This is a genomic window from Martinezella lusitana, assembly GCF_900094565.1.
Taxonomy (GTDB): domain Bacteria; phylum Pseudomonadota; class Alphaproteobacteria; order Rhizobiales; family Rhizobiaceae; genus Rhizobium; species Rhizobium lusitanum.
Map to the genome: position 1 here is coordinate 348178 of NZ_FMAF01000003.1, position 17991 is coordinate 366168.

Below are 17991 nucleotides of genomic sequence, written 5' to 3' on the forward strand. Positions count from 1 at the left end.
GGTCTACTTGCTCCCGGTCTTCTCGACATGGCCGATACGATCGGCAAGGCGATCGAGCGTCCGGCGCATCGATTTCGCCTCTTCCTGCTGCGCCTCGATCCAGTCGCGCAGCATCTGCTGCTCGTTGCGCATGTTCTTGACCAGGCCCTGAATGCCCTCGGCGAGGTTCGCCATCGCCGTTACCGAACGCTGGCCACCGCCCTCTTCGGCGATCTTGCGCAGATAATCCGACAGCGCCCGCACATCCTCCGAGGAGGCGCCGGCCGCACCTTCGATAACAGGCGCCATATCGGAACCGACATCGGTGACGGAAGAAAGCCAATTTTCAAGTTCGGTATAAAAGCGGTTTTGCGCGCGGCCGGCCTGGAGGTCGAGAAAGCCGAGGATCAGCGATCCGGATAGGCCGAGCAGCGAAGACGAGAAGGCCGTGCCCATGCCCACCAGCGGGCCGGACAGGCCGGTCTTCAACGCACCAAGAATATCGCCGCTGTTGCCCGAACCGACGTCGAGACTCTGGATAACATCGTTGATCGAGCCGATCGTGCCGATCAGACCCCAGAATGTGCCGAGCAGGCCGAGAAAGACAAGCAGGCCGATGAGATAACGCGAGGTATCACGCGATTCGTCGAGGCGCGTCGCAATGGAGTCGAGAATGGAGCGCAAGGTCGCGGTCGACAGCTGCATCGCGCGGCGATTGCCGAGCAGCGCCCGCATCGGTGCCAGAAGTCGAGGGCTGCGGCCGACCTTGTCGGCGGCATTGCCGACGGCGCGGAAATGATTGAACCAGCGAACCTCTGGTCTCAGCATCAACACATGATTGAAGACAAGCAGGATGCCAACCGCCAGAACACCCAGAATGAGGCCGTTGAGGCCGGGATTATGCAGGAAGGCGACCTGGGCCTGCCGAAACAGGATGGCGACGATAAAACCGACGATGATCAGGAAAAGAATCATCGTCCAGAAGAAGGCCATGGGGCTTGAGAGCTTGTAGGCGTAGCCGCCCGACACGTTGTCGGTCGATCCAAGATCCGCCAGTTTCACATTTTCCATCACACGCTCCGCCGCATTTTCCGCAGGCGGAGACTAGAGCAACATTGTGCCGAATTGAAGAGACGGAAAGCACAAAACAGCCCGTTGGCAACAGACTGTTTCACCGCATGAAAGATGAAGAAAGACGAACTTACTTCGTCGGGATCGGCCGCTTGACGACTTCGGCGAGCGCCCTCTGGATGTGCTCGTTGCCGCAGATGATCGAGCTCGTGCCGAGCATATCGGTGCCGCCATCGAAATCGGAGACGAAACCGCCGGCTTCACGGATCAGCAGAATGCCGGCAGCCATGTCCCAGGCAGACAAGCCAACTTCCCAGAAACCGTCGAAGCGGCCGGCCGCCACATAGGCGAGATCGAGCGCTGCCGAGCCGATGCGACGGATGCCGGCGACTTCACCCATGACATGGCGCAACTCGACGAGGAACTTGCCGTGATTGCCGCGACCGAGATGCGGAACGCCGCAGCCGATGACGCAATCAGACAGCACGCGGCGCGAGGCGACACGCAAGCGGCGATCGTTGAGGAAAGCGCCACCGCCGCGCTCTGCGGTGTAGAGCTCGTCCGTCGCCGGATTGAAGATGACGCCGGCCACGATCTCGCCGTTACGCTCAAGGGCAATCGATACCGAGAACATCGGAATGCCATGCAGAAAGTTGGTGGTGCCATCGAGCGGATCGACTATCCAGCGATGCGCGCCGTCGGTGCCCTTGATCTCCTCGTCTTCTTCGCCGAGGAAACCGTAGGTCGGTCGCGCCTTCATCAGCTCATCGCGGATGATCTTCTGCGCCTTGAGATCGGCCTGACTGACGAAATCGCCCGGTCCCTTCACCGAAACCTGCAGGTTCTGCACTTCGCCGAAATCGCGGCTGAGTGACTTGCCTGCCTTGAGGGCAGCCTGAACCATGACATTGAGAAGAGCAGAACGGGCCATCGGATTTCCTTGGATAATGCAGAAGGTGCTGACCGGACCCGAAAATCAGGCCCCGGCGGAGCGGGAGCGTCAGCGCACATAAAAGATTGGCGGCCTCAAGACCATAAAATCGGGGGAATTTCAAGTGGCGAGGCTATGGCGCATGCAAACAGGCGCCGGGCGCCGCCGAATAAGACCGGATTCGGGCCTTCCACTACCGCGCCCGGCGAAATCTATTGGCGGCGTCGATCGCCGCCTTCTGCTGAAAATCCTCGATGCCCTGGTAGAAATCCTCAAGCTCCGGATCCTTCAGGCCGGCGCGGCGGGAAATGACATACCAGGTCGCCGCGGCCACCGGATCCTGCTTCGTACCGATGGCATTGATATAGAGATGAGCCAGCTTGTTCTGCGCGACGACATTGCCGCGATAGGCAGCAACACGCATCCAGTTGAAACCGTTTTCGAGATCCTGCTTGCCGCCCGTACCGTTGATCAGCCAGATGCCCATATCGAGCTGGGCGGTATCGAAGCCGGCATTGGCCGCGCGCGAAAGCCACTCCCGGGCCTGCCCCTTCTTTTCCGGCGGCAGGTCGGGCATATTGAGATAGAGCTGCGAAACTGCGTATTGCGCGTCGGCGATGCCCTGCTCGGCGGACTTCTCATAATAGGGAAGCGCCAGTTGCAGGCCCTTCATTCCGGGGTTTTCAGCCGTCAAAGTCTGCGCCCAGTTAAATTCGGCGGAGGCCTGCCCCGCCTCGGCCGCCTTCTTCATCCACTCATCCGCCTTCTTCTGGTCGCGCGGCACATCGCGCCCTTCCATCAGGATCAGCGCGTATTTGAACATCGATGTCTCATCGCCGCCCGCGGCAGCCTTGCTGTACCAGAAGGCGGCGTCCTTCGCATCGCGCTTCACGCCCAGTCCCTGCGACATCAGTTCGGCAATCAGGGTCTGCGCGGCGGGATCGCCCAGCTGCGCTCGCGGCAGGGCCTTCTGGAATGCGGTCAGATAGTAGCCGCGCTGGAACGCGCCGTAGGCATCGTCGACCTTGCCCTTGAAAGGCTTCTCCGGCGGCAGATCGGGCAGATTTGCGCCCATGCGGTCGAACACGCCGACACCCTCGGACGGCTTGACATCACCATTGGCCTTTGGCTCGGCCCCCGGCTGGATCTTCTCGGTCTTGAACGTACCGGCTCCGGCATCCATGGGCCGCGTCACGATGCTGTCGTTTCGTTGCGGAGCGGCATCGTCCGGTACAGCCGAACCATCATCGGACTGTCCGTTGTCATCGACCCGCGCACCCTTGTCTGCCGGCGCCGTGACGCCGGGCAAAGAGGTATCCCCGGTTCCCGATTGCGCTGCAGCCAGCAATGGAAATGCCGCGAGCCCTACGGCGAGCGCGGCAAGAAAGACTTGATGGCGGAATCGAGGCTCAAACGACATGAATCGCTATCAATCCTCAAACCGTGGCGCTTTTTCGTCGAGCAGCGCATTCACTTCAGCGACGATTGAGGGGGCAGCAGCGGGATCGGCAAAAACCGCTTCGCGCAGCGCCACGAATTCGGCGCCGGTCAAAGCCACCTCAAGCGCCGATTTCGCATCGGTGCCCCCCATGACGATGCACGGAATCTCGATCATCGACGCCCACCATTCGCCGAGCGCGAGATTTTTCGGATGCGCCTCCGGCTTGATGTCGCCATCGAGCTTGCCGAAGAAGATATAGTCGGGGCGCAGTTCGCCGACCTCCAGCGCGTGGTGCCTGTCCGCCGCATTGCCGGCGCCGACGATGAGCTTCGGCACGAATTTCTCCACGGCATCCGTAAGCTCCGCGACGTTGCCTGTGATATGCAGCCCGTCCGCCTTGACCCGGCCGGCCACGCGGCTATCGCCGGCGATCAGCGCCGCGCCACCCGCCGCCTGCACGATCGGCACCAGCTTTTCCGCATGTTTCTGGAAAACGCCGTCATCCAGCCCGTATTGAGGGATGATCACCGACGCGACGTCGCCGCCCCTGAGTGCATCGGCCACAACCTTTGCCTGCTCTTCGATATCGGCAATATCGGGAACGATGAGAACGAGGCGGCAGCGATCTTCGGGCGCGGTCATGCGAGCTTCCATGGTTTCGGGTTTCATCGTCAGTGATAACGCACCCGGTTCGATAGTCGTGAGTAAATCCGTTAGCCCGGTCTGACAAGGGGCCGCGGTCGAAACTGGCGGTCTGCGGAAGATGCCATGCGTAATTAGCCGCTTGCGACAGCCGCTTTCTCGCACGACACACACATTCTATCATGCAACGCACAATTGACTTGCCGCCCCTTGGTGTTTGACGTAGCTTTTCGGCATGTCGACCATGGACCCCTTCGCTGCCATCGCGGATCCGAACCGGCGCTATCTGCTGGAGGAGTTGCGTCGCGCACCCAAAACGGTCAACGAGCTTGCGCAGGGCCTGCCGATCAGCCGCCCGGCGGTTTCCCAACATCTCAAGGCGCTTCTCGACAGCAATCTCGTTTCGGTGACCAATGAGGGCACGAAACGCATATACGCCGTCAATAGCCGCGGCTTTGACAAGCTCAATCTATGGCTGGATCAATTCTGGGCCTGAAAGCTGACCCCGGCGACTTTGCGATCGACCGGAAAATTGCGCCAACCCTACACCTGACGCTATGACGCTGGCGCATCCGCTTTTTGCCGGTAGTGTTCATCGACCTTGGCCGGGCAATCGCTTCGGGATCTTACGATCCCCCTGTCTTACCCACCAAGATCGATGCTTTTAATCTTTGGAGTTTTGCGTCAGTGAACTGACGAACGCAGACGTTGGATTTCGTCCTTAACACGCAGCTTCCTGCGTTTGATATCGGCTATTTCGGTATCATTGATAGAGGGAGATGTTCGTGCCACATGTAGCTCCTCCTCGAGAGCGACATGCTTCTTTTCGAGCGATTCAAGATGAGCTTGAACAGTCATATGACCCTTCCTTCCTCTTTAAGAGCTCTGACCATCCATTCGCCAGAGCTCTAGGTGTCAACCCTATCACTGTGCCATATTATCGAACCCATGTCGAAGGCGAAAACGTGGCTTATGGGCGGCAAATTCGTGATGAAGGATAACTTCCCGTTATCGCTATTTGGTGATAGGAGCTTGCGGAATTCATGAGGCGGAGCGAATGCGATTCCGCGAGGTGCTGGGGAAATAAGCATGCCCGATCAGGAACAGGCAGAAATCAGGCTGGTCGTGGCGCGACTGCGTCAGGAACACGAGGATTTTGATGTCGCCATCAACGCCATGATCCAGACGGGCTGCGACGCCCTTCGTATCCAGCGCATGAAAAAGAAGAAGCTCGTCATCAAGGACAAGCTGACCAAGCTGGAAGACCAGATCATTCCCGACATCATAGCTTGAGGAGCACAAAGCGACGATGATGACCGAAAGACCGCCTGTCGCCATCATCATGGGAAGCCAGTCAGACTGGGAAACCATGAAGAATGCCGCAGACACTCTGGAAGCCTTGGAGATCACCTATGATGCGCGTATCATATCCGCGCACCGAACGCCGGACAGGCTGGTGAGTTTTGCCAAGGGTGCGAAGGACGAAGGCTTCAAGGTCATCATTGCCGGCGCCGGTGGCGCGGCTCATCTTCCGGGCATGGCCGCTTCGATGACGCCGCTGCCGGTCTTCGGCGTGCCCGTACAGTCACGCGCTCTGTCCGGCCAGGACAGCCTCCTTTCCATCGTACAGATGCCGGCCGGCATTCCCGTTGGAACGCTGGCGATCGGCAAGGCCGGCGCGGTCAACGCCGCCTTGCTTGCTGCTGCCGTACTGGCGCTCGGTGACGAAGAGATCGCCGATCGCCTTGATGAATGGCGCGCCCGCCAGAGCGCTGCCGTTGCCGAGTATCCGATGGACGACCTATGACCGCAAAGACGATCGGCATCATTGGCGGCGGCCAGCTCGGCCGTATGCTGGCCATGGCGGCAGCACGCCTGAATTTCCGCACTATCATTCTCGAACCACAGACAGACTGCCCGGCAGCACAGGTCTCCAACGAACAGATCGTTGCCGCCTACGACGATCCGGCGGCACTCTTGGAACTGGCAAAGCGCTGCGACGTCGTGACCTATGAGTTCGAAAACGTTCCGGTCACCGCCGCAGAGAAGCTTGCGCAGAAGGTCCCCGTCTATCCGCCGCCGAAGGCGCTGGAGATGGCGCAGGACAGGCTCACCGAAAAGCGCTTCATCAATGGCTGTGGCATTCCGACCGCACGCTTCCATGCCGTCGACAGCCAGGCCGATCTCGAAGCGGCACTTGCCGACTTCGGCGGCCAGGGCGTGCTGAAGACGCGCCGTCTCGGCTATGACGGCAAGGGACAGCGTGTCTATCGCTCCGCCGCCGACAGCGCCGAAGGCGGCTATTCGGCGCTCGGCAGCGTGCCACTCATTCTCGAAAGCTTCGTCTCCTTCGAGCGCGAGATTTCCATCATCGCCGCGCGCGGCCTCGACGGTGCGGTTGCGTGCTACGACCCGGCCGAAAACGTCCATCGCGACGGCATCCTCCATACCTCCACGCTGCCCGCTCGTATTTCCGACGCGACGGCAGCTGCGGCACGTGAAGCGGCCGAGAAGATTTTGACGGCACTCGGCTATGTCGGCGTTATCGGCATCGAGTTCTTCGCGCTCGCCGACGGCAGCCTGATTGCCAATGAGATGGCGCCGCGCGTGCACAATTCCGGTCACTGGACGGAGGCGGCCTGCGTCATCTCGCAGTTCGAGCAACACATCCGCGCCGTCACCGGCCTCCCGCTCGGCAACCCCGTCCGCCATTCCGACTGCGTAATGACGAATCTGATCGGCGACGACATTCTGGCTCTGCCGGAATGGCTGCGCCGTGACGATACGTTCGTGCATCTCTACGGCAAGACGGAAGCGCGCCCCGGCCGGAAGATGGGCCACGTGACCACTCTCACTCAGGGGAACTGAGCTTGCTCGTAAAGACGCTCGCCTCGTTTCGGGAGTTTTTGAAGACTGGCATATTGGGACCAATGCAGCCGAGATTGACGATGCTCGACGTCGTGGCTCGTCTCGGCGCACCCAGCAATTTCGTAACAGGATCGAACGGGGATGTCCCTGTCTACTGGTGTTACGGGAAGCTCGAAATCCAGTTCGACGTAGACGTGCCGCATAGGACAAATTGGTTCCAGCTCGAATGGGCAGGCTACCTGGAAGGCGACTTTGAGATCTTGACGAGCAATTTGGTCATCGCTCTGGATGGCTTCACCGGAAGCACGACGCCGCTGGGCTTTTTGTCCGCAGATTTATGGCATCCGTCAGATGTGACCGTGCATTTCGTCGAGATTGCCGGAGACATCACTGTCCAGCTCTCGGTGCGAACAGTGCAACTAATATTCCGCGTTGACCAATCATTCTTGCACGATCAGGAAGCTGTAATCTATTTGGCAAAAAATGCGATTACGGACATCGTTCGCGACATCGACTCACATTGCGAATTGGACAGCATTTATTCCCATTCGTCTGAGCAGGAAGCAGAAGAGAGCAACCGTCGCGCCCGACGTCAAATCTCCGGTGACGGCTATATAAGTGCTCTCGCGGGCTCCTGAGAGTTAAAGCCGCTTACGTCGATGGGGCTTCCAACAAACCTCTTTTCCCTTGCATATTCGGCGATCTCCCTCCAAAAGTGGCTCCATGTGGTTGACAGGCCCCGGGCGACAGGGTATTTGCTCCCCACCCTAAAGAGCGCGCCCTGAGCGCGCTTTTGATTGTTAAAAGACACGGGCGAATGTGACATTCCCCCTCGAACATCGCGGATCAGAAAAATGAAGATCAAGAATTCGCTCAAGTCGCTCAAGGCGCGCCACCGTGACAACCGTCTCGTTCGCCGCAAGGGCCGCATGTACATCATCAACAAGCTGAACCCGCGCTTCAAGGCTCGTCAGGGCTGATAAAGCGCGCGGCCTGATCCCTATGGATCCGGCGCTCAGTTTTAGTTGATCGCATCAAATTTGTTTTGATCTTCGACATTGGCGGGCTACTATGCCCGCCATGCGCGTTTTTGCTTTGTCATATCTAGCCCTGCCTATCCTCCTTGCCCTGAGTGCTGCCGCGCCACATGTGGCGATGGCTGACGATTCGAGTATCGTCGAAAGGAAGGATCCCGGTGATTCCTCAGGCAGCCTCTCGCCGAAACAGCGGCTCGACAATCTCTTCACGGCGTTGAAGCGCCAGCGCGATCCCGATCAGGCAAGCCTTATTGCAGATCAGATCAATACGGAGTTGAGCGATTCCGGCAGCGCGACAATCAATCTCCTGATGCAATGGGCCGACAAGGCCATTCAGGAAAAGCGCAATGCTGCGGCGATGGACTTCCTCGATCAGGTGATCGCGCTGAAGCCCGACTATGTCGAAGGTTGGAATCGCCGCGCGACGCTCAACTACGCCATCGGCGACTATCGCAAGTCGATGGAGGACATCAACCAGGTTCTGCGGATAGAGCCGCGCCATTTCGGCGCGCTGGCTGGGATGGCGGCCATCCTGAGCGAACGTGGCAATGACGAGCTGACCCTGAAGGCTTGGGAACGCTTCCTCGAGGTATATCCAGCCAATCGATCCGCGCAGGAACAGGCCGGCAAGCTATCGGAAAAGATTGCCGGCAGCCGGACTTGAGGCGTAGGATGCGGCCGTACCCGTCGCCCGGATGACGCTCGAAAGAGAATGAAAAGCCGCGGGTTTGCGCTAGATTAGTGGCTTTCGATATTTGATGCGTGCCGCAATGATCGATTCTCTGTTTGCCACCGTTGCTGTGTTTCTTGTCTTGGGCGCCGGCTTCTCCGCCTACAAGACGCGTGCCATCGAGCGAGCCTATCCCAATATCGGCGAGCTTACGGATGTTGGCGGCTACCGCTTGAATGCCCTGCATGTGCCGCGCCCGGCCACATCGGATCTGCCGCCGCTGGTTTTCATCCATGGCGCCAGCGGAAACTTGCGCGACCAGTTCGAAGCCTTTGCCGCGCCACTCAGCGGCCGTGCGGAAATGCTGTTCGTCGACCGGCCCGGCCATGGCTATTCCGAGCGTGGGACTGCCGAAAACGCCCTGCCCTCCGGCCAGGCCGATGCCATCGCCAGGCTCATGGACAAACGCGGCATCAAGAGCGCCATCATCATCGGCCATTCCTTCGGCGGCGCGATCGCCGCCGCTTTCGCCATGCGACACCCGGAGAAGACCGAGGGCCTGCTCTTCCTGGCGCCCGCGACTCATCCATGGCCCGGCGGCGTCGACTGGTACTATACCCTCGCCGCCATGCCCTTCTTAGGTTGGCTCTTCACGCACATGTTCGTCATCCCGATTGGCCTGCGCCGTGTCGAGAACGGCACGCTCAGCGTCTTCCACCCGAATGAGCGGCCGGCCGACTATATAGCGAAGACCGCGCCGGAACTGGTGCTGCGCCCGCAAACCTTCCGCAACAACGCGGCCGACGTCGTCAATCTCTTCGGCTATGTCTCCGCCCACGCATCGCGTTATCGCGAGATCAAGGCGCCCACGATCATCATCACCGGTGATAGCGACGATATCGTCCTGGAGAAGCTGCATTCGCGCGGCCTGGCGCGCGATATCCCCGGCTCCGAGCTCATCACCATCCGCAATCTCGGCCATAAACCCGATTACGTGACGACGGATGTCGCGATCGCCGCCATGGAGCGGCTGGCAGGTCAGCCGCGCGACCTGCAGAGATTGGCGGCGCAGGCGGAAATCCGCATCGCCCGCCCCAAGAGCGAACCTACCCCACCGTCTCAGGCCGTGACGACATCGTAACCGGCGCATCCGCGAAGGTTCGACCCTGCGGCGTGGCTTCAACCGTTTGCCGCACCGCCTGCAGGATGATCGACGCCAATCGATCCGTCGCCGGGCTTGCCTCCGCCTCGGCACGATGCAGCACGAGATCGAGCTTGGGCAGCAGAGGCAAACCGGCCTCGCCTGGGGACAGTTGCCTTACCTTGTCGGGCAGGCCGAGTGGCGTGCGTATCGTCAGGCCGAGGCCTGCCGCCGTTGCCGCCCAAAGCCCTCCGAGGCTCGGGCTGACAAAGGAAATCCGCCAGCCGATGCCGGCACGGTCAAGCATTTTCGTGGCGATGGATCGCAAGAGACAGGGCGCCTCGAGCGATGCGAGGGGCAGAGGTTCGCCGCTGCCGGCGTGCCAATGCACGGCACCAAGCACCGGACCGACCCAGCACATTGGCACTTCGGCAATGCGATCCGAATGCGCGGTGCGAAAGCCGTCACTCCATGCAAGCGCCAGATCGAGCTTGCCGGATGTCACCCGTTCGACGAGTTCCGCATTGCGCACCACCCGCGCCTCGATACGCACCTTCGGATGGGCGCGTGCAAAGCGGCCAAGCACATCAGGCAGCAGGGTTTCGCCGAAATCCTCCTGCAGGCCGAGCCGCACCCAGCCCTCCAGTTCAGCGCCGTGGATCGCCGTCGCGGCCTCGTCATTCAGGTCCAGCAACCGTCGTGCATAGGCAAGCATGGTCTCGCCGGCCTCGGTCAGCGCCAGCCCGCGCCCGGCCTTGCGAAAGATCGGCGTGCCAGCCTGCTCCTCCAGTTTCTTGAGCTGGGCGCTGATCGCCGACGTCGAGCGGCCAAGGCGGTCTGCCGCCTTGGCGAAGCTGCCTAGCTCCATGCCAGTGACGAAGCTGCGCAGGACGTCGAGGTCGAAGATGATCTTCCGCATGGCTAATCGTCCATATTTTTGGGATCATAAGTCCTAAATTATCTGATTTTAAGGATGATTATCTAGTGGCATTCTGTGCTCGTCAAGTGACACAGAAACAGGAGCATCCGTCCCATGCCTTTCACCCGCATCACCCTCCTCCGCGGCAAGTCGCCCGAATATCTGAAGGTCCTGTCCGATAATTTTCACCGCGCCATGGTCGAAACCTTCGACGTACCGCCCGCGGATCGCTTCCAGGCAATCCATCAGCTGGAGCCACACGAGCTGGTCTTCGACCGGACCTATCTCGTCAACGGCCAGCGCTCGGACGATTACATCTTTTTCGATATAACCATCGGCAAGCCGCGCAGCACGGAGGTCAAGAAGGCTTTCTATCGCCGGCTCGTCGAACTTCTCGGCGACGCACCAGGTGTTCGCCCCGAGGACGTCATGATTGCCGTGACATCCACGACGCGCGAGGATCTGTCCTTTGCTGATGGCATCGCGCAGATGATCGAGCAGGTCTGACAACGATGGACCAGACGACGCCTAGCCAATCGCCCGCAATCCATCGCGCCGGCACGGTCGTCCAACGCTCGCCGGATCGCATTGCCAGCGCGCCCTTCTGGGTGGAAATGCTGGTCGAAAACAGCGAGGACGGCGGCCTGACCGCGATGCGCTGCACCATCGAACCCGGCGTCATGACCCGCTGGCATACGCACCCGCACGGACAGATCCTTTACGTTCTGTCCGGCGTCGGGATCGCCGAACGCCATGGCGGTCCCGCTGAGGAACTGCGCGCCGGCGATTGCATCACCTTCGCGCCGAACGAACGCCATCGGCACGGTGCGGCACCGGAAAGCACCTTCGCCTATATCAGCATCCAGGCGGCGCAGGATGGTAGCGCCGTGACCTGGCTGGAGGAATGACGATGATCGCCATGCAATACAACTTCTCCCTGCCCGCGGATTACGACATGGCGATCATCGACCGCCGTATCCGCGACAAAGGCCCCTTGCTCGACAACCTGCCGGGCCTGAAATTCAAGGCCTATCTCACCGCCAGGAGAGGCGATGCGGTAACGGCGAGCCGGGAAAATCTCTATGCGCCCTTCTATATCTGGCAAGAAGGAGAGGGTCTGAGCGACTTCATCTGCGGCCCGGGCTTCGTGGCCGTGAGCGAGAGTTTCGGCCGGCCGCAGGTAAACACCTGGATCGTCTGGCGCGCCGATACGTCATGGGACATCCGCAGTGCCCGCTTCGCCACGCGCGAGGTGGTCGCAATCGAACCGCACGTGCCGCTTGCCGAGCTTCGCCAGCAAGAGAGTGATGCGGCCTCTGTGGCGATATCGCTGGGAAACGCCCTCGCCTCAATCGTCGCCTTCGAGCCGACACATTGGACGCTGGTGCGCTTCCGGCTGCTGGCCGAGCCGCCCGCGGAGGCATCGCGACCAGGCGTCCAGGCCTATAATGTCGGCCATCTTTCCCTGCCAAGCGCGAGCTGAAGTGTCACGGAGACAATCTCCCTGTTCCAAAGGGAAGCGGGGAGCTTTATGGATGGCGGGTCTTTCTTACAGCAGAAGAGTGATCCCTCCATGGTCGATATTGCTATGATCGAAGCCGCCCGCGTTCGTCTCGGCGGCCGCGCCCGGCGCACGCCGCTTCTCTCCTCGCCTTTCCTCGACGAGATCGCCGGACGCCGACTGTTCGTGAAGGCGGAATGCCTGCAGCATTCCGGATCCTTCAAGTTTCGCGGCGGCTGGTCGGCGGTATCTGCACTGGAGCCATCGGTGCGCGCCAGGGGCGTCATCGCCTTCTCGTCCGGCAACCATGCCCAGGGTGTGGCGCTGGCCGCACGGCTGCACGGCATTCCCGCCGTCATCGTCATGCCGACGGATGCTCCCAGGCTGAAGATCGCCAATACCCGTGCCTTCGGCGCCGAGGTCGTGCTCTATGATCGGATCAAGGAAGACCGGGACGAAATCGGCGCACGCCTCTCCAAGGAGCGCGGCCTGACGTTGATCAAGCCCTTCGACGAACCGCAGGTCATCGCCGGCCAGGGAACGACCGGTCTCGAAATCGCCGAGCAGGCCGCCGAGGAAGGCATCGAGGTCGCGAGCGTGCTCGTCCCTTGCGGCGGCGGTGGTTTGACGTCGGGTATCGCGCTGGCACTCGAATCCCGCGCGCCAAGCTTCAAGGTCCGCCCCTGCGAACCGGAGAATTTCGATGATACCACCCGCTCGCTGGCATCGGGCAAAATCGAGCGCAATGCCGCGCTGCAAGGCTCGATCTGCGACGCCATCATCACGCCGCAGCCGGGCAATATCACCTTTCCGATCCTGAAGCGCCTCTGCGGCGCCGGCCTTGTCGTCACGGACGAAGAAGCGCAAAAGGCCATGGCGCTTGCTTTCACCCGCCTGAAGATCGTCGTGGAGCCAGGCGGCGCCGTCGCGCTGGCCGCTGCCCTCTTCCATGGCAAGGATATCGACGGCGATGTCGTAATCGCCGTCACCTCGGGCGGCAATGTCGATACCGAGGTGTTCGAGGCGGCTCTCAGCCGGCGCTAAACCCTCAATTTACAGCACGGCGATAAAGCGCCAGCGAACCGGCCAAAGCCAGAAGCGCGCCGCCACAGGCGCGCTCGAGCCACTTCGCTCCCTCCGACTTCAGCACCCGTACGGCCTGCGAGCCGAAAGCTGCATAGCCGAACATGATTGCGAAATCGAGCGCGGCGAAGATGGCGCCAAGGATCATATACTGCTGCATCTGTGGCGCAGCGGGATCGATGAATTGCGGCAGGAAGGCCGAGAAGAACAGATAGCCCTTGGGATTGGTCACCGCGACCATGAAGCTCTTCATGCCGATCGCAAAGGCCGTTCCTCTCGGCTGGTTTGCACTTGCCTGCAAGGTCCCGTCGATCGTCCCCTTCGAGCGAAGCATCATGATGCCGAGAAAGGCGAGATAGGCCGCGCCGACCCATTTCAGGGCTGAAAACCAAAACTCCGAGGCCGCAAGCAATGCACCGAGGCCTACGGCAACGGCGCTGATCAGAACCGCGTCGGAAAGCACGGCACCGACCATGCCCGGCAAGGCGCGTCGCACCCCAAACCGGGTGCCGTTCGTCAGCGCCAGAAGCACGGTCGGGCCGGGCGTCGCGATACCGATGAAGGAGACGGCGGCGAAGGCTAGCAGCGTGGTGAGATGCATGATCTCCTCCCCTTTAAGAGGGGAAGGTTGCATGTGGTGCGGCCCTTATCAAGGGGTTGCTTGAAAGAGACTTCAGTCTGCCGCGCCTGCAACTGCACGCTCCACAAACTCGGCTACCGACGGCGGTAGCCTTCAGCTCGTTAACTACTCCACCAATCCCGCATCCTTGGCAGCCAGCGCGCCGATCGCCGACCAGTCGAGCTCCTCGCCGCCATGGGCAAGCAAGGTCAGGAACCGGTCGCGCAGCAGGCTCGCAAGCGGCAGCGGCACATTCAGCGCCTCGCCGGCGGCCAATGCCAGCCGGATATCCTTCTGGCCGAGCGGCGCGGTGAAGCCGGCGGGCTTGAACTTGCGGTCGGCAATCAGCCCGCCATAGGTCTTGTAGACAGGCGCGTTAAACAGCGTCGACGTCAGCAGATCGAGGTAGGCATGCCTGTCGACGCCACCCTTCTCGACCAGCGCCATGGCCTCCCCAAGCGACTCGATGACCGAGGCGATGAGGAAATTGCCGCTGAGCTTGACGAGATTGGCAGCCTTCGGCTCTTCGCCAAGAACGAAGGTGCGCTGGCCGATGGCCTCGAAAAGCGGCGTGACCACCTCTATGGCATCGGGTGAGCCGGCGGCGGTAACAAACAATTTCGCCGCGGCTGCAGCTTCCGGCCTGCCGAAAACCGGCGCGGCAACAAAGCGCTGACCGGCAGCGGCATGTTCTTTCGTCAGCCGCTCGGACATGCCGACGCTGATCGTGCTTGCGGAGATATGGACGGCTCCCTTGCCCAGGTTCGCCAACACGCCACCATCGCCATGAACGACGGCCGAGAGCGCATCGTCGTGGGCAAGCATCGTAAAGACGGCTTCTCCGCCACAGGCATCCGCGACCGTCGCAGCGACCTTCGCGCCTTCGCCGGCCAAAGCCTCGGCCTTGTCCCGCGAGCGGTTATAAACCGTCACCTCATGGCCAGCCGTCAAAAGATTGGCTGCCATGGCGCTGCCCATCTGCCCTAATCCGATAAATCCGACTTTCATTGGCATATCTCCTTATCAATCTGCCTGCCTTGGGGTGATTGCAGGCAATTTGGCTTCAAGAAAAAACCCGCCGTCTTGCGACAGCGGGTTTCGGATGTTTCAGGTGCTGCCGTGATCGGATGCCGGCGATCACACGCCGGACTGGCCGTCCGAACCGATATAGGCAATGCGCAGCATGTTGGTGGCGCCGGGCGTGCCGAGCGGCACGCCGGCCGAAATGATGATGCGGTCGCCAGGCTTGCCGAAGCCTTCTTCGGCAACGATGCGGCAGGCATTGTTGACCATATCGTCGAGATCGGTCGCGTCATGGGTGACGACGCAGTGCATGCCCCAGACCACGGAGAGGCGGCGGGCAGTCTGGATGATCGGCGACAGCGCCAGGATCGGAACCTGCGGGCGCTCGCGCGAGGCGCGCAAACCGGTGGTGCCGGACGACGTGTAACAGACGATGGCGGCGAGCTTCAGCGTTTCGGCGATCTGGCGGGCGGCGAGCGAGATCGCATCGGCGCCGGTCGCTTCCGGCTGGGCGCGCTGGGCGTAGATGATACCCGGATAATGCGGTTCGCGCTCGATGGTGCGGGCGATGGAGGCCATCGTCGACACGGCTTCGACAGGATAATCGCCGGATGCGGATTCGGCCGAGAGCATGACGGCATCGGCACCTTCGAAGACGGCCGTTGCAACGTCGGAAACTTCGGCGCGGGTCGGAACCGGCGAAGAGATCATGGATTCCAGCATCTGCGTCGCGACGACCACAGGTTTGCCGGAGCGGCGGCAGGCGCGGATCAGCTGTTTCTGGATGCCTGGAACGGCTTCGAGCGGCATTTCGACGCCGAGGTCGCCGCGTGCCACCATCAGTGCGTCCGAAAGCTCGATGATTTCCTCGATGCGCTCGACAGCCTGCGGCTTTTCGATCTTCGACATCAGGCCGACGCGGCCATGCGAGATCTTGCGCACTTCCGTCAGGTCTTCCGGGCGTTGGATGAACGACAAGGCAACCCAGTCGACTTCGTTGGTGGCGAGAACAGCGTCGAGGTCGATACGGTCCTTCTCGGTCAGAGCGCCGACGCCAAGCAGCGTATCGGGCAGGCTGACGCCCTTGCGGTCGGAAATCTTCGTGCCGGAAATGACAGTCGTGACGATGCTCTTGCCGTCGCATTTTTCAGCGCGCAGCGCCAGCTTGCCGTCGTCGATCAGCAGGCGATGGCCGGGCTGGACCGATTCCAGGATTTCCGGGTGCGGAAGGAATACGCGAGTGTTGTCACCGGGCGTATCCTGATTGTCGAGCGTGAAGGTCTGGCCGGGCGTGAGGTCGACCTTGCCATCAGCAAACTTGCCGACGCGCAGCTTGGGACCCTGCAAGTCAGCGAGAATGCCGATCGGACGGCCGCAACGGCTCTCTACGGCGCGAATGCGCTGGATCAGCATGCGCATCACGTCATGGCTCGCATGGCTCATGTTGATACGGAATAGATCTGCGCCTGCCTCATGAAGCTTCTGGATCATCTCCTCGGAAGAAGAGGCCGGACCGAGCGTGGCGAGGATTTTAACTTTTCGGTTGCGTCTCATCAGTTCTGGCTTTCTTGGCTGCCCGGGGGCTCGGAGAGCTGAACCATCCAGCTCGCCTGGCGTCCCGTGTCGTATTCCTTGAATCCCATCTTCTGGTAGCCACGAGCGTAGCAGTCCTTCACACCTGGGATTTTAAATTCATTTTCCGCTACGCACATTTCGACGTCGCCAACCCAGCGACCGCCGCGAGCCGCGTCTTCTGCGTAGAGGTAATAATAGCGGGATTGAAGCGGTCCTTCGACCAAGGTGGCGCAGGTGGTCGCCGGAACCTGCCACCATCCCTCGGTCACCCAGCCCTCCTTCGCGCGATAACCGATCGCCACACCGACGAGATTCTGCGTACCGTTACAAACGCGGAAGTCTGCATGAGCCGCACTCGGCATAAAGAAAAACGGCGCGGCGACGGCGAGGATGAGAAACGCGATTCGGGCGAGCGGCCCTGACCGCTTAACGAAACGTGGCGCTACTTGGCTGGACACGGCTTCCAATTGGCTCCCGGTTATTCGTTGTTGCGTCTTCTTGCGCCGCCATCCCATGAATGTCAACGCAACTCTAATCGATTATATTTTCTTCACGGGATGGTGACGGCACCCTGCGCCCTCTTCATCCGATCGAAGCGGCGAACCTTGCACCTTCCATCCGCGCATGCAATCAAACAAAGAGTTGAAAATATAATAAACGACAATCTTCATGACCGATTTCAAGTCTTTTGAATTCATATCCGGCAATCGTGACAAAGGCATGGTCATTCTCGGCGATCATGCCATGCGGCATCTGCCCGCGCGCTATGGCCGCCTGGGATTGCCGGAAACCGCGTTTTCCCGACACATAGTCTATGACATCGGCATCGAGGGTCTTTGCCGTCATCTCTGTCGCAGGCTGGACGTACCGGGCGTACTCGGCGGCTTTTCCCGCCTGCTGATCGATCCGAACCGCGGTGAGGACGACCCGACCCTGATCATGAAAATCTCCGACGGCGCGATCATTCCAGGCAATCATCCGATCACGGATGAAGAATGGAACTACCGCATCGAGGCTTTCCATCGGCCCTATCACCGCGCCGTCGACGAGACGATCGCGTCGGTGGCCGAGGCGACCGGCAAGGCACCGCTGGTGCTGTCGATGCATTCCTTCACACCCGCCTGGAAGGGCGTCGCGAGACCCTGGCATGCGAGCGTGCTCTGGGACAGCGACGATCGCGCCGTCACCCCGCTTCTTGCAAAGCTCGGCGCCGATACCAATCTCGTTATTGGCGACAACGAACCCTACGACGGCGCATTGCGGAACGATACCATGTTCCGCCATTGCATGATGACCGGTATTCCGCATGCTTTGCTGGAGGTCCGCCAGGATCTGATCGGCGATGAGACCGGTATCGTCGAATGGGCCGATCGGCTGGCACGGATCTTTGCCGAGATGAATGCCGATCCGGCGCTGCACGAATACAAGCGATATCAGTCGCGCACTGGTCCTTACGAGGCATGACGCAGCGAGCGAATCGAGGAGAAAAGA

23 protein-coding genes are annotated in these 17991 nt (G+C 60.8%); 13 read left to right on the plus strand and 10 right to left on the minus strand.

The window, feature by feature from the left end; all coding sequences use genetic code 11:
* Positions 1 to 3: 3 nt before the first annotated feature.
* The 4 genes from GA0061101_RS08090 to GA0061101_RS08105 all read right to left on the minus strand — a co-directional run bounded on the left by GA0061101_RS08090 (position 4) and on the right by GA0061101_RS08105 (position 4064).
* Complete coding sequence (locus tag GA0061101_RS08090; RefSeq protein ID WP_037196443.1) at positions 4 to 1050, minus strand: MotA/TolQ/ExbB proton channel family protein; 1047 nt, start codon at positions 1048 to 1050, stop codon at positions 4 to 6.
* Positions 1051 to 1180: 130 nt separating this feature from the next.
* Positions 1181 to 1981 (minus strand): inositol monophosphatase family protein, encoded by an 801-nt coding sequence (locus GA0061101_RS08095; RefSeq protein ID WP_092573437.1) that lies wholly within the window; start codon positions 1979 to 1981, stop codon positions 1181 to 1183.
* A gap of 193 nt (positions 1982 to 2174) precedes the next feature.
* Entirely contained in the window at positions 2175 to 3401 is a 1227-nt protein-coding gene (locus tag GA0061101_RS08100; RefSeq protein ID WP_092573438.1) for a tetratricopeptide repeat protein, read from the minus strand.
* A 9-nt stretch (positions 3402 to 3410) separates the two neighbouring features.
* Entirely contained in the window at positions 3411 to 4064 is a 654-nt protein-coding gene (locus GA0061101_RS08105; RefSeq protein WP_037196598.1) for a thiamine phosphate synthase, read from the minus strand.
* Between the two features lie 235 nt (positions 4065 to 4299).
* Here GA0061101_RS08105 and GA0061101_RS08110 point away from each other — a divergent pair, with 235 nt between their 5' ends.
* A complete protein-coding gene (locus GA0061101_RS08110; protein ID WP_004117412.1) occupies positions 4300 to 4560 on the plus strand; it encodes an ArsR/SmtB family transcription factor in 261 nt (86 codons plus the stop codon).
* A 188-nt stretch (positions 4561 to 4748) separates the two neighbouring features.
* Here GA0061101_RS08110 and GA0061101_RS08115 read toward each other — a convergent pair whose 3' ends face one another.
* Positions 4749 to 4922, minus strand: a complete 174-nt coding sequence (locus GA0061101_RS08115; protein ID WP_034503556.1) for a YdcH family protein — start codon at positions 4920 to 4922, stop codon at positions 4749 to 4751.
* Between the two features lie 231 nt (positions 4923 to 5153).
* Here GA0061101_RS08115 and GA0061101_RS08120 point away from each other — a divergent pair, with 231 nt between their 5' ends.
* The 7 genes from GA0061101_RS08120 to GA0061101_RS08150 all read left to right on the plus strand — a co-directional run bounded on the left by GA0061101_RS08120 (position 5154) and on the right by GA0061101_RS08150 (position 9780).
* Complete coding sequence (locus GA0061101_RS08120; protein ID WP_037196437.1) at positions 5154 to 5357, plus strand: YdcH family protein; 204 nt, start codon at positions 5154 to 5156, stop codon at positions 5355 to 5357.
* 19 nt (positions 5358 to 5376) lie between these two features.
* Positions 5377 to 5871, plus strand: a complete 495-nt coding sequence (purE, locus tag GA0061101_RS08125; protein WP_037196597.1) for a 5-(carboxyamino)imidazole ribonucleotide mutase — start codon at positions 5377 to 5379, stop codon at positions 5869 to 5871.
* Positions 5868 to 6932, plus strand: coding sequence for a 5-(carboxyamino)imidazole ribonucleotide synthase (locus GA0061101_RS08130; protein WP_092573439.1), 1065 nt, complete (start codon positions 5868 to 5870; stop codon positions 6930 to 6932). Before purE ends, GA0061101_RS08130 begins: the two co-directional genes overlap by 4 nt.
* Before the next feature lie 80 nt (positions 6933 to 7012).
* Entirely contained in the window at positions 7013 to 7570 is a 558-nt protein-coding gene (locus tag GA0061101_RS08135; protein WP_141694055.1) for a hypothetical protein, read from the plus strand.
* A 216-nt stretch (positions 7571 to 7786) separates the two neighbouring features.
* Positions 7787 to 7912: a type B 50S ribosomal protein L36 gene (ykgO, locus tag GA0061101_RS08140; protein ID WP_003542835.1), complete on the plus strand. Its 126-nt coding sequence runs from the start codon at positions 7787 to 7789 to the stop codon at positions 7910 to 7912.
* Positions 7913 to 8003: 91 nt separating this feature from the next.
* Positions 8004 to 8633 carry a tetratricopeptide repeat protein gene (locus GA0061101_RS08145; protein ID WP_092573441.1) on the plus strand — a complete coding sequence of 210 codons (630 nt, stop codon included), beginning with the start codon at positions 8004 to 8006 and terminating at the stop codon, positions 8631 to 8633.
* Between the two features lie 106 nt (positions 8634 to 8739).
* Positions 8740 to 9780, plus strand: a complete 1041-nt coding sequence (locus tag GA0061101_RS08150; RefSeq protein WP_092573545.1) for an alpha/beta fold hydrolase — start codon at positions 8740 to 8742, stop codon at positions 9778 to 9780.
* On the opposite strand, the gene GA0061101_RS08155 is transcribed toward GA0061101_RS08150, so the two are convergent.
* Positions 9746 to 10699, minus strand: coding sequence for a LysR substrate-binding domain-containing protein (locus GA0061101_RS08155; RefSeq protein WP_092573442.1), 954 nt, complete (start codon positions 10697 to 10699; stop codon positions 9746 to 9748). The two genes, GA0061101_RS08150 and GA0061101_RS08155, sit on opposite strands and share 35 nt — an antisense overlap.
* Before the next feature lie 114 nt (positions 10700 to 10813).
* On the opposite strand from GA0061101_RS08155, the gene GA0061101_RS08160 reads away from it, so the two are divergent.
* From GA0061101_RS08160 to GA0061101_RS08175, 4 genes are all read left to right on the plus strand, one after another.
* Positions 10814 to 11206 carry a tautomerase family protein gene (locus tag GA0061101_RS08160; RefSeq protein ID WP_037196427.1) on the plus strand — a complete coding sequence of 131 codons (393 nt, stop codon included), beginning with the start codon at positions 10814 to 10816 and terminating at the stop codon, positions 11204 to 11206.
* 5 nt (positions 11207 to 11211) lie between these two features.
* Positions 11212 to 11607, plus strand: coding sequence for a cupin domain-containing protein (locus GA0061101_RS08165; RefSeq protein ID WP_092573443.1), 396 nt, complete (start codon positions 11212 to 11214; stop codon positions 11605 to 11607).
* A 2-nt stretch (positions 11608 to 11609) separates the two neighbouring features.
* A complete protein-coding gene (locus tag GA0061101_RS08170; RefSeq protein ID WP_092573444.1) occupies positions 11610 to 12182 on the plus strand; it encodes a DUF4865 family protein in 573 nt (190 codons plus the stop codon).
* 90 nt (positions 12183 to 12272) lie between these two features.
* On the plus strand, positions 12273 to 13244 hold the full coding sequence (locus GA0061101_RS08175; protein WP_037196595.1) for a threonine ammonia-lyase: 972 nt from the start codon (positions 12273 to 12275) through the stop codon (positions 13242 to 13244).
* 4 nt (positions 13245 to 13248) lie between these two features.
* On the opposite strand, the gene GA0061101_RS08180 is transcribed toward GA0061101_RS08175, so the two are convergent.
* The 4 genes from GA0061101_RS08180 to GA0061101_RS08195 form a co-directional block, all read right to left on the minus strand.
* Positions 13249 to 13884, minus strand: a complete 636-nt coding sequence (locus GA0061101_RS08180; protein ID WP_092573445.1) for a LysE family translocator — start codon at positions 13882 to 13884, stop codon at positions 13249 to 13251.
* A gap of 144 nt (positions 13885 to 14028) precedes the next feature.
* A complete protein-coding gene (locus GA0061101_RS08185; protein ID WP_092573446.1) occupies positions 14029 to 14910 on the minus strand; it encodes an NAD(P)-dependent oxidoreductase in 882 nt (293 codons plus the stop codon).
* A gap of 129 nt (positions 14911 to 15039) precedes the next feature.
* On the minus strand, positions 15040 to 16479 hold the full coding sequence (gene pyk / locus GA0061101_RS08190) for a pyruvate kinase (protein WP_047555350.1): 1440 nt from the start codon (positions 16477 to 16479) through the stop codon (positions 15040 to 15042).
* Complete coding sequence (locus GA0061101_RS08195) at positions 16479 to 16967, minus strand: DUF1036 domain-containing protein (protein ID WP_037196594.1); 489 nt, start codon at positions 16965 to 16967, stop codon at positions 16479 to 16481. The genes pyk and GA0061101_RS08195 overlap by 1 nt, the downstream gene beginning before the upstream one ends.
* A 202-nt stretch (positions 16968 to 17169) precedes the next feature.
* On the opposite strand from GA0061101_RS08195, the gene GA0061101_RS08200 reads away from it, so the two are divergent.
* Positions 17170 to 17964, plus strand: coding sequence for an N-formylglutamate amidohydrolase (locus GA0061101_RS08200; protein ID WP_092573447.1), 795 nt, complete (start codon positions 17170 to 17172; stop codon positions 17962 to 17964).
* Positions 17965 to 17991 lie beyond the last annotated feature (27 nt).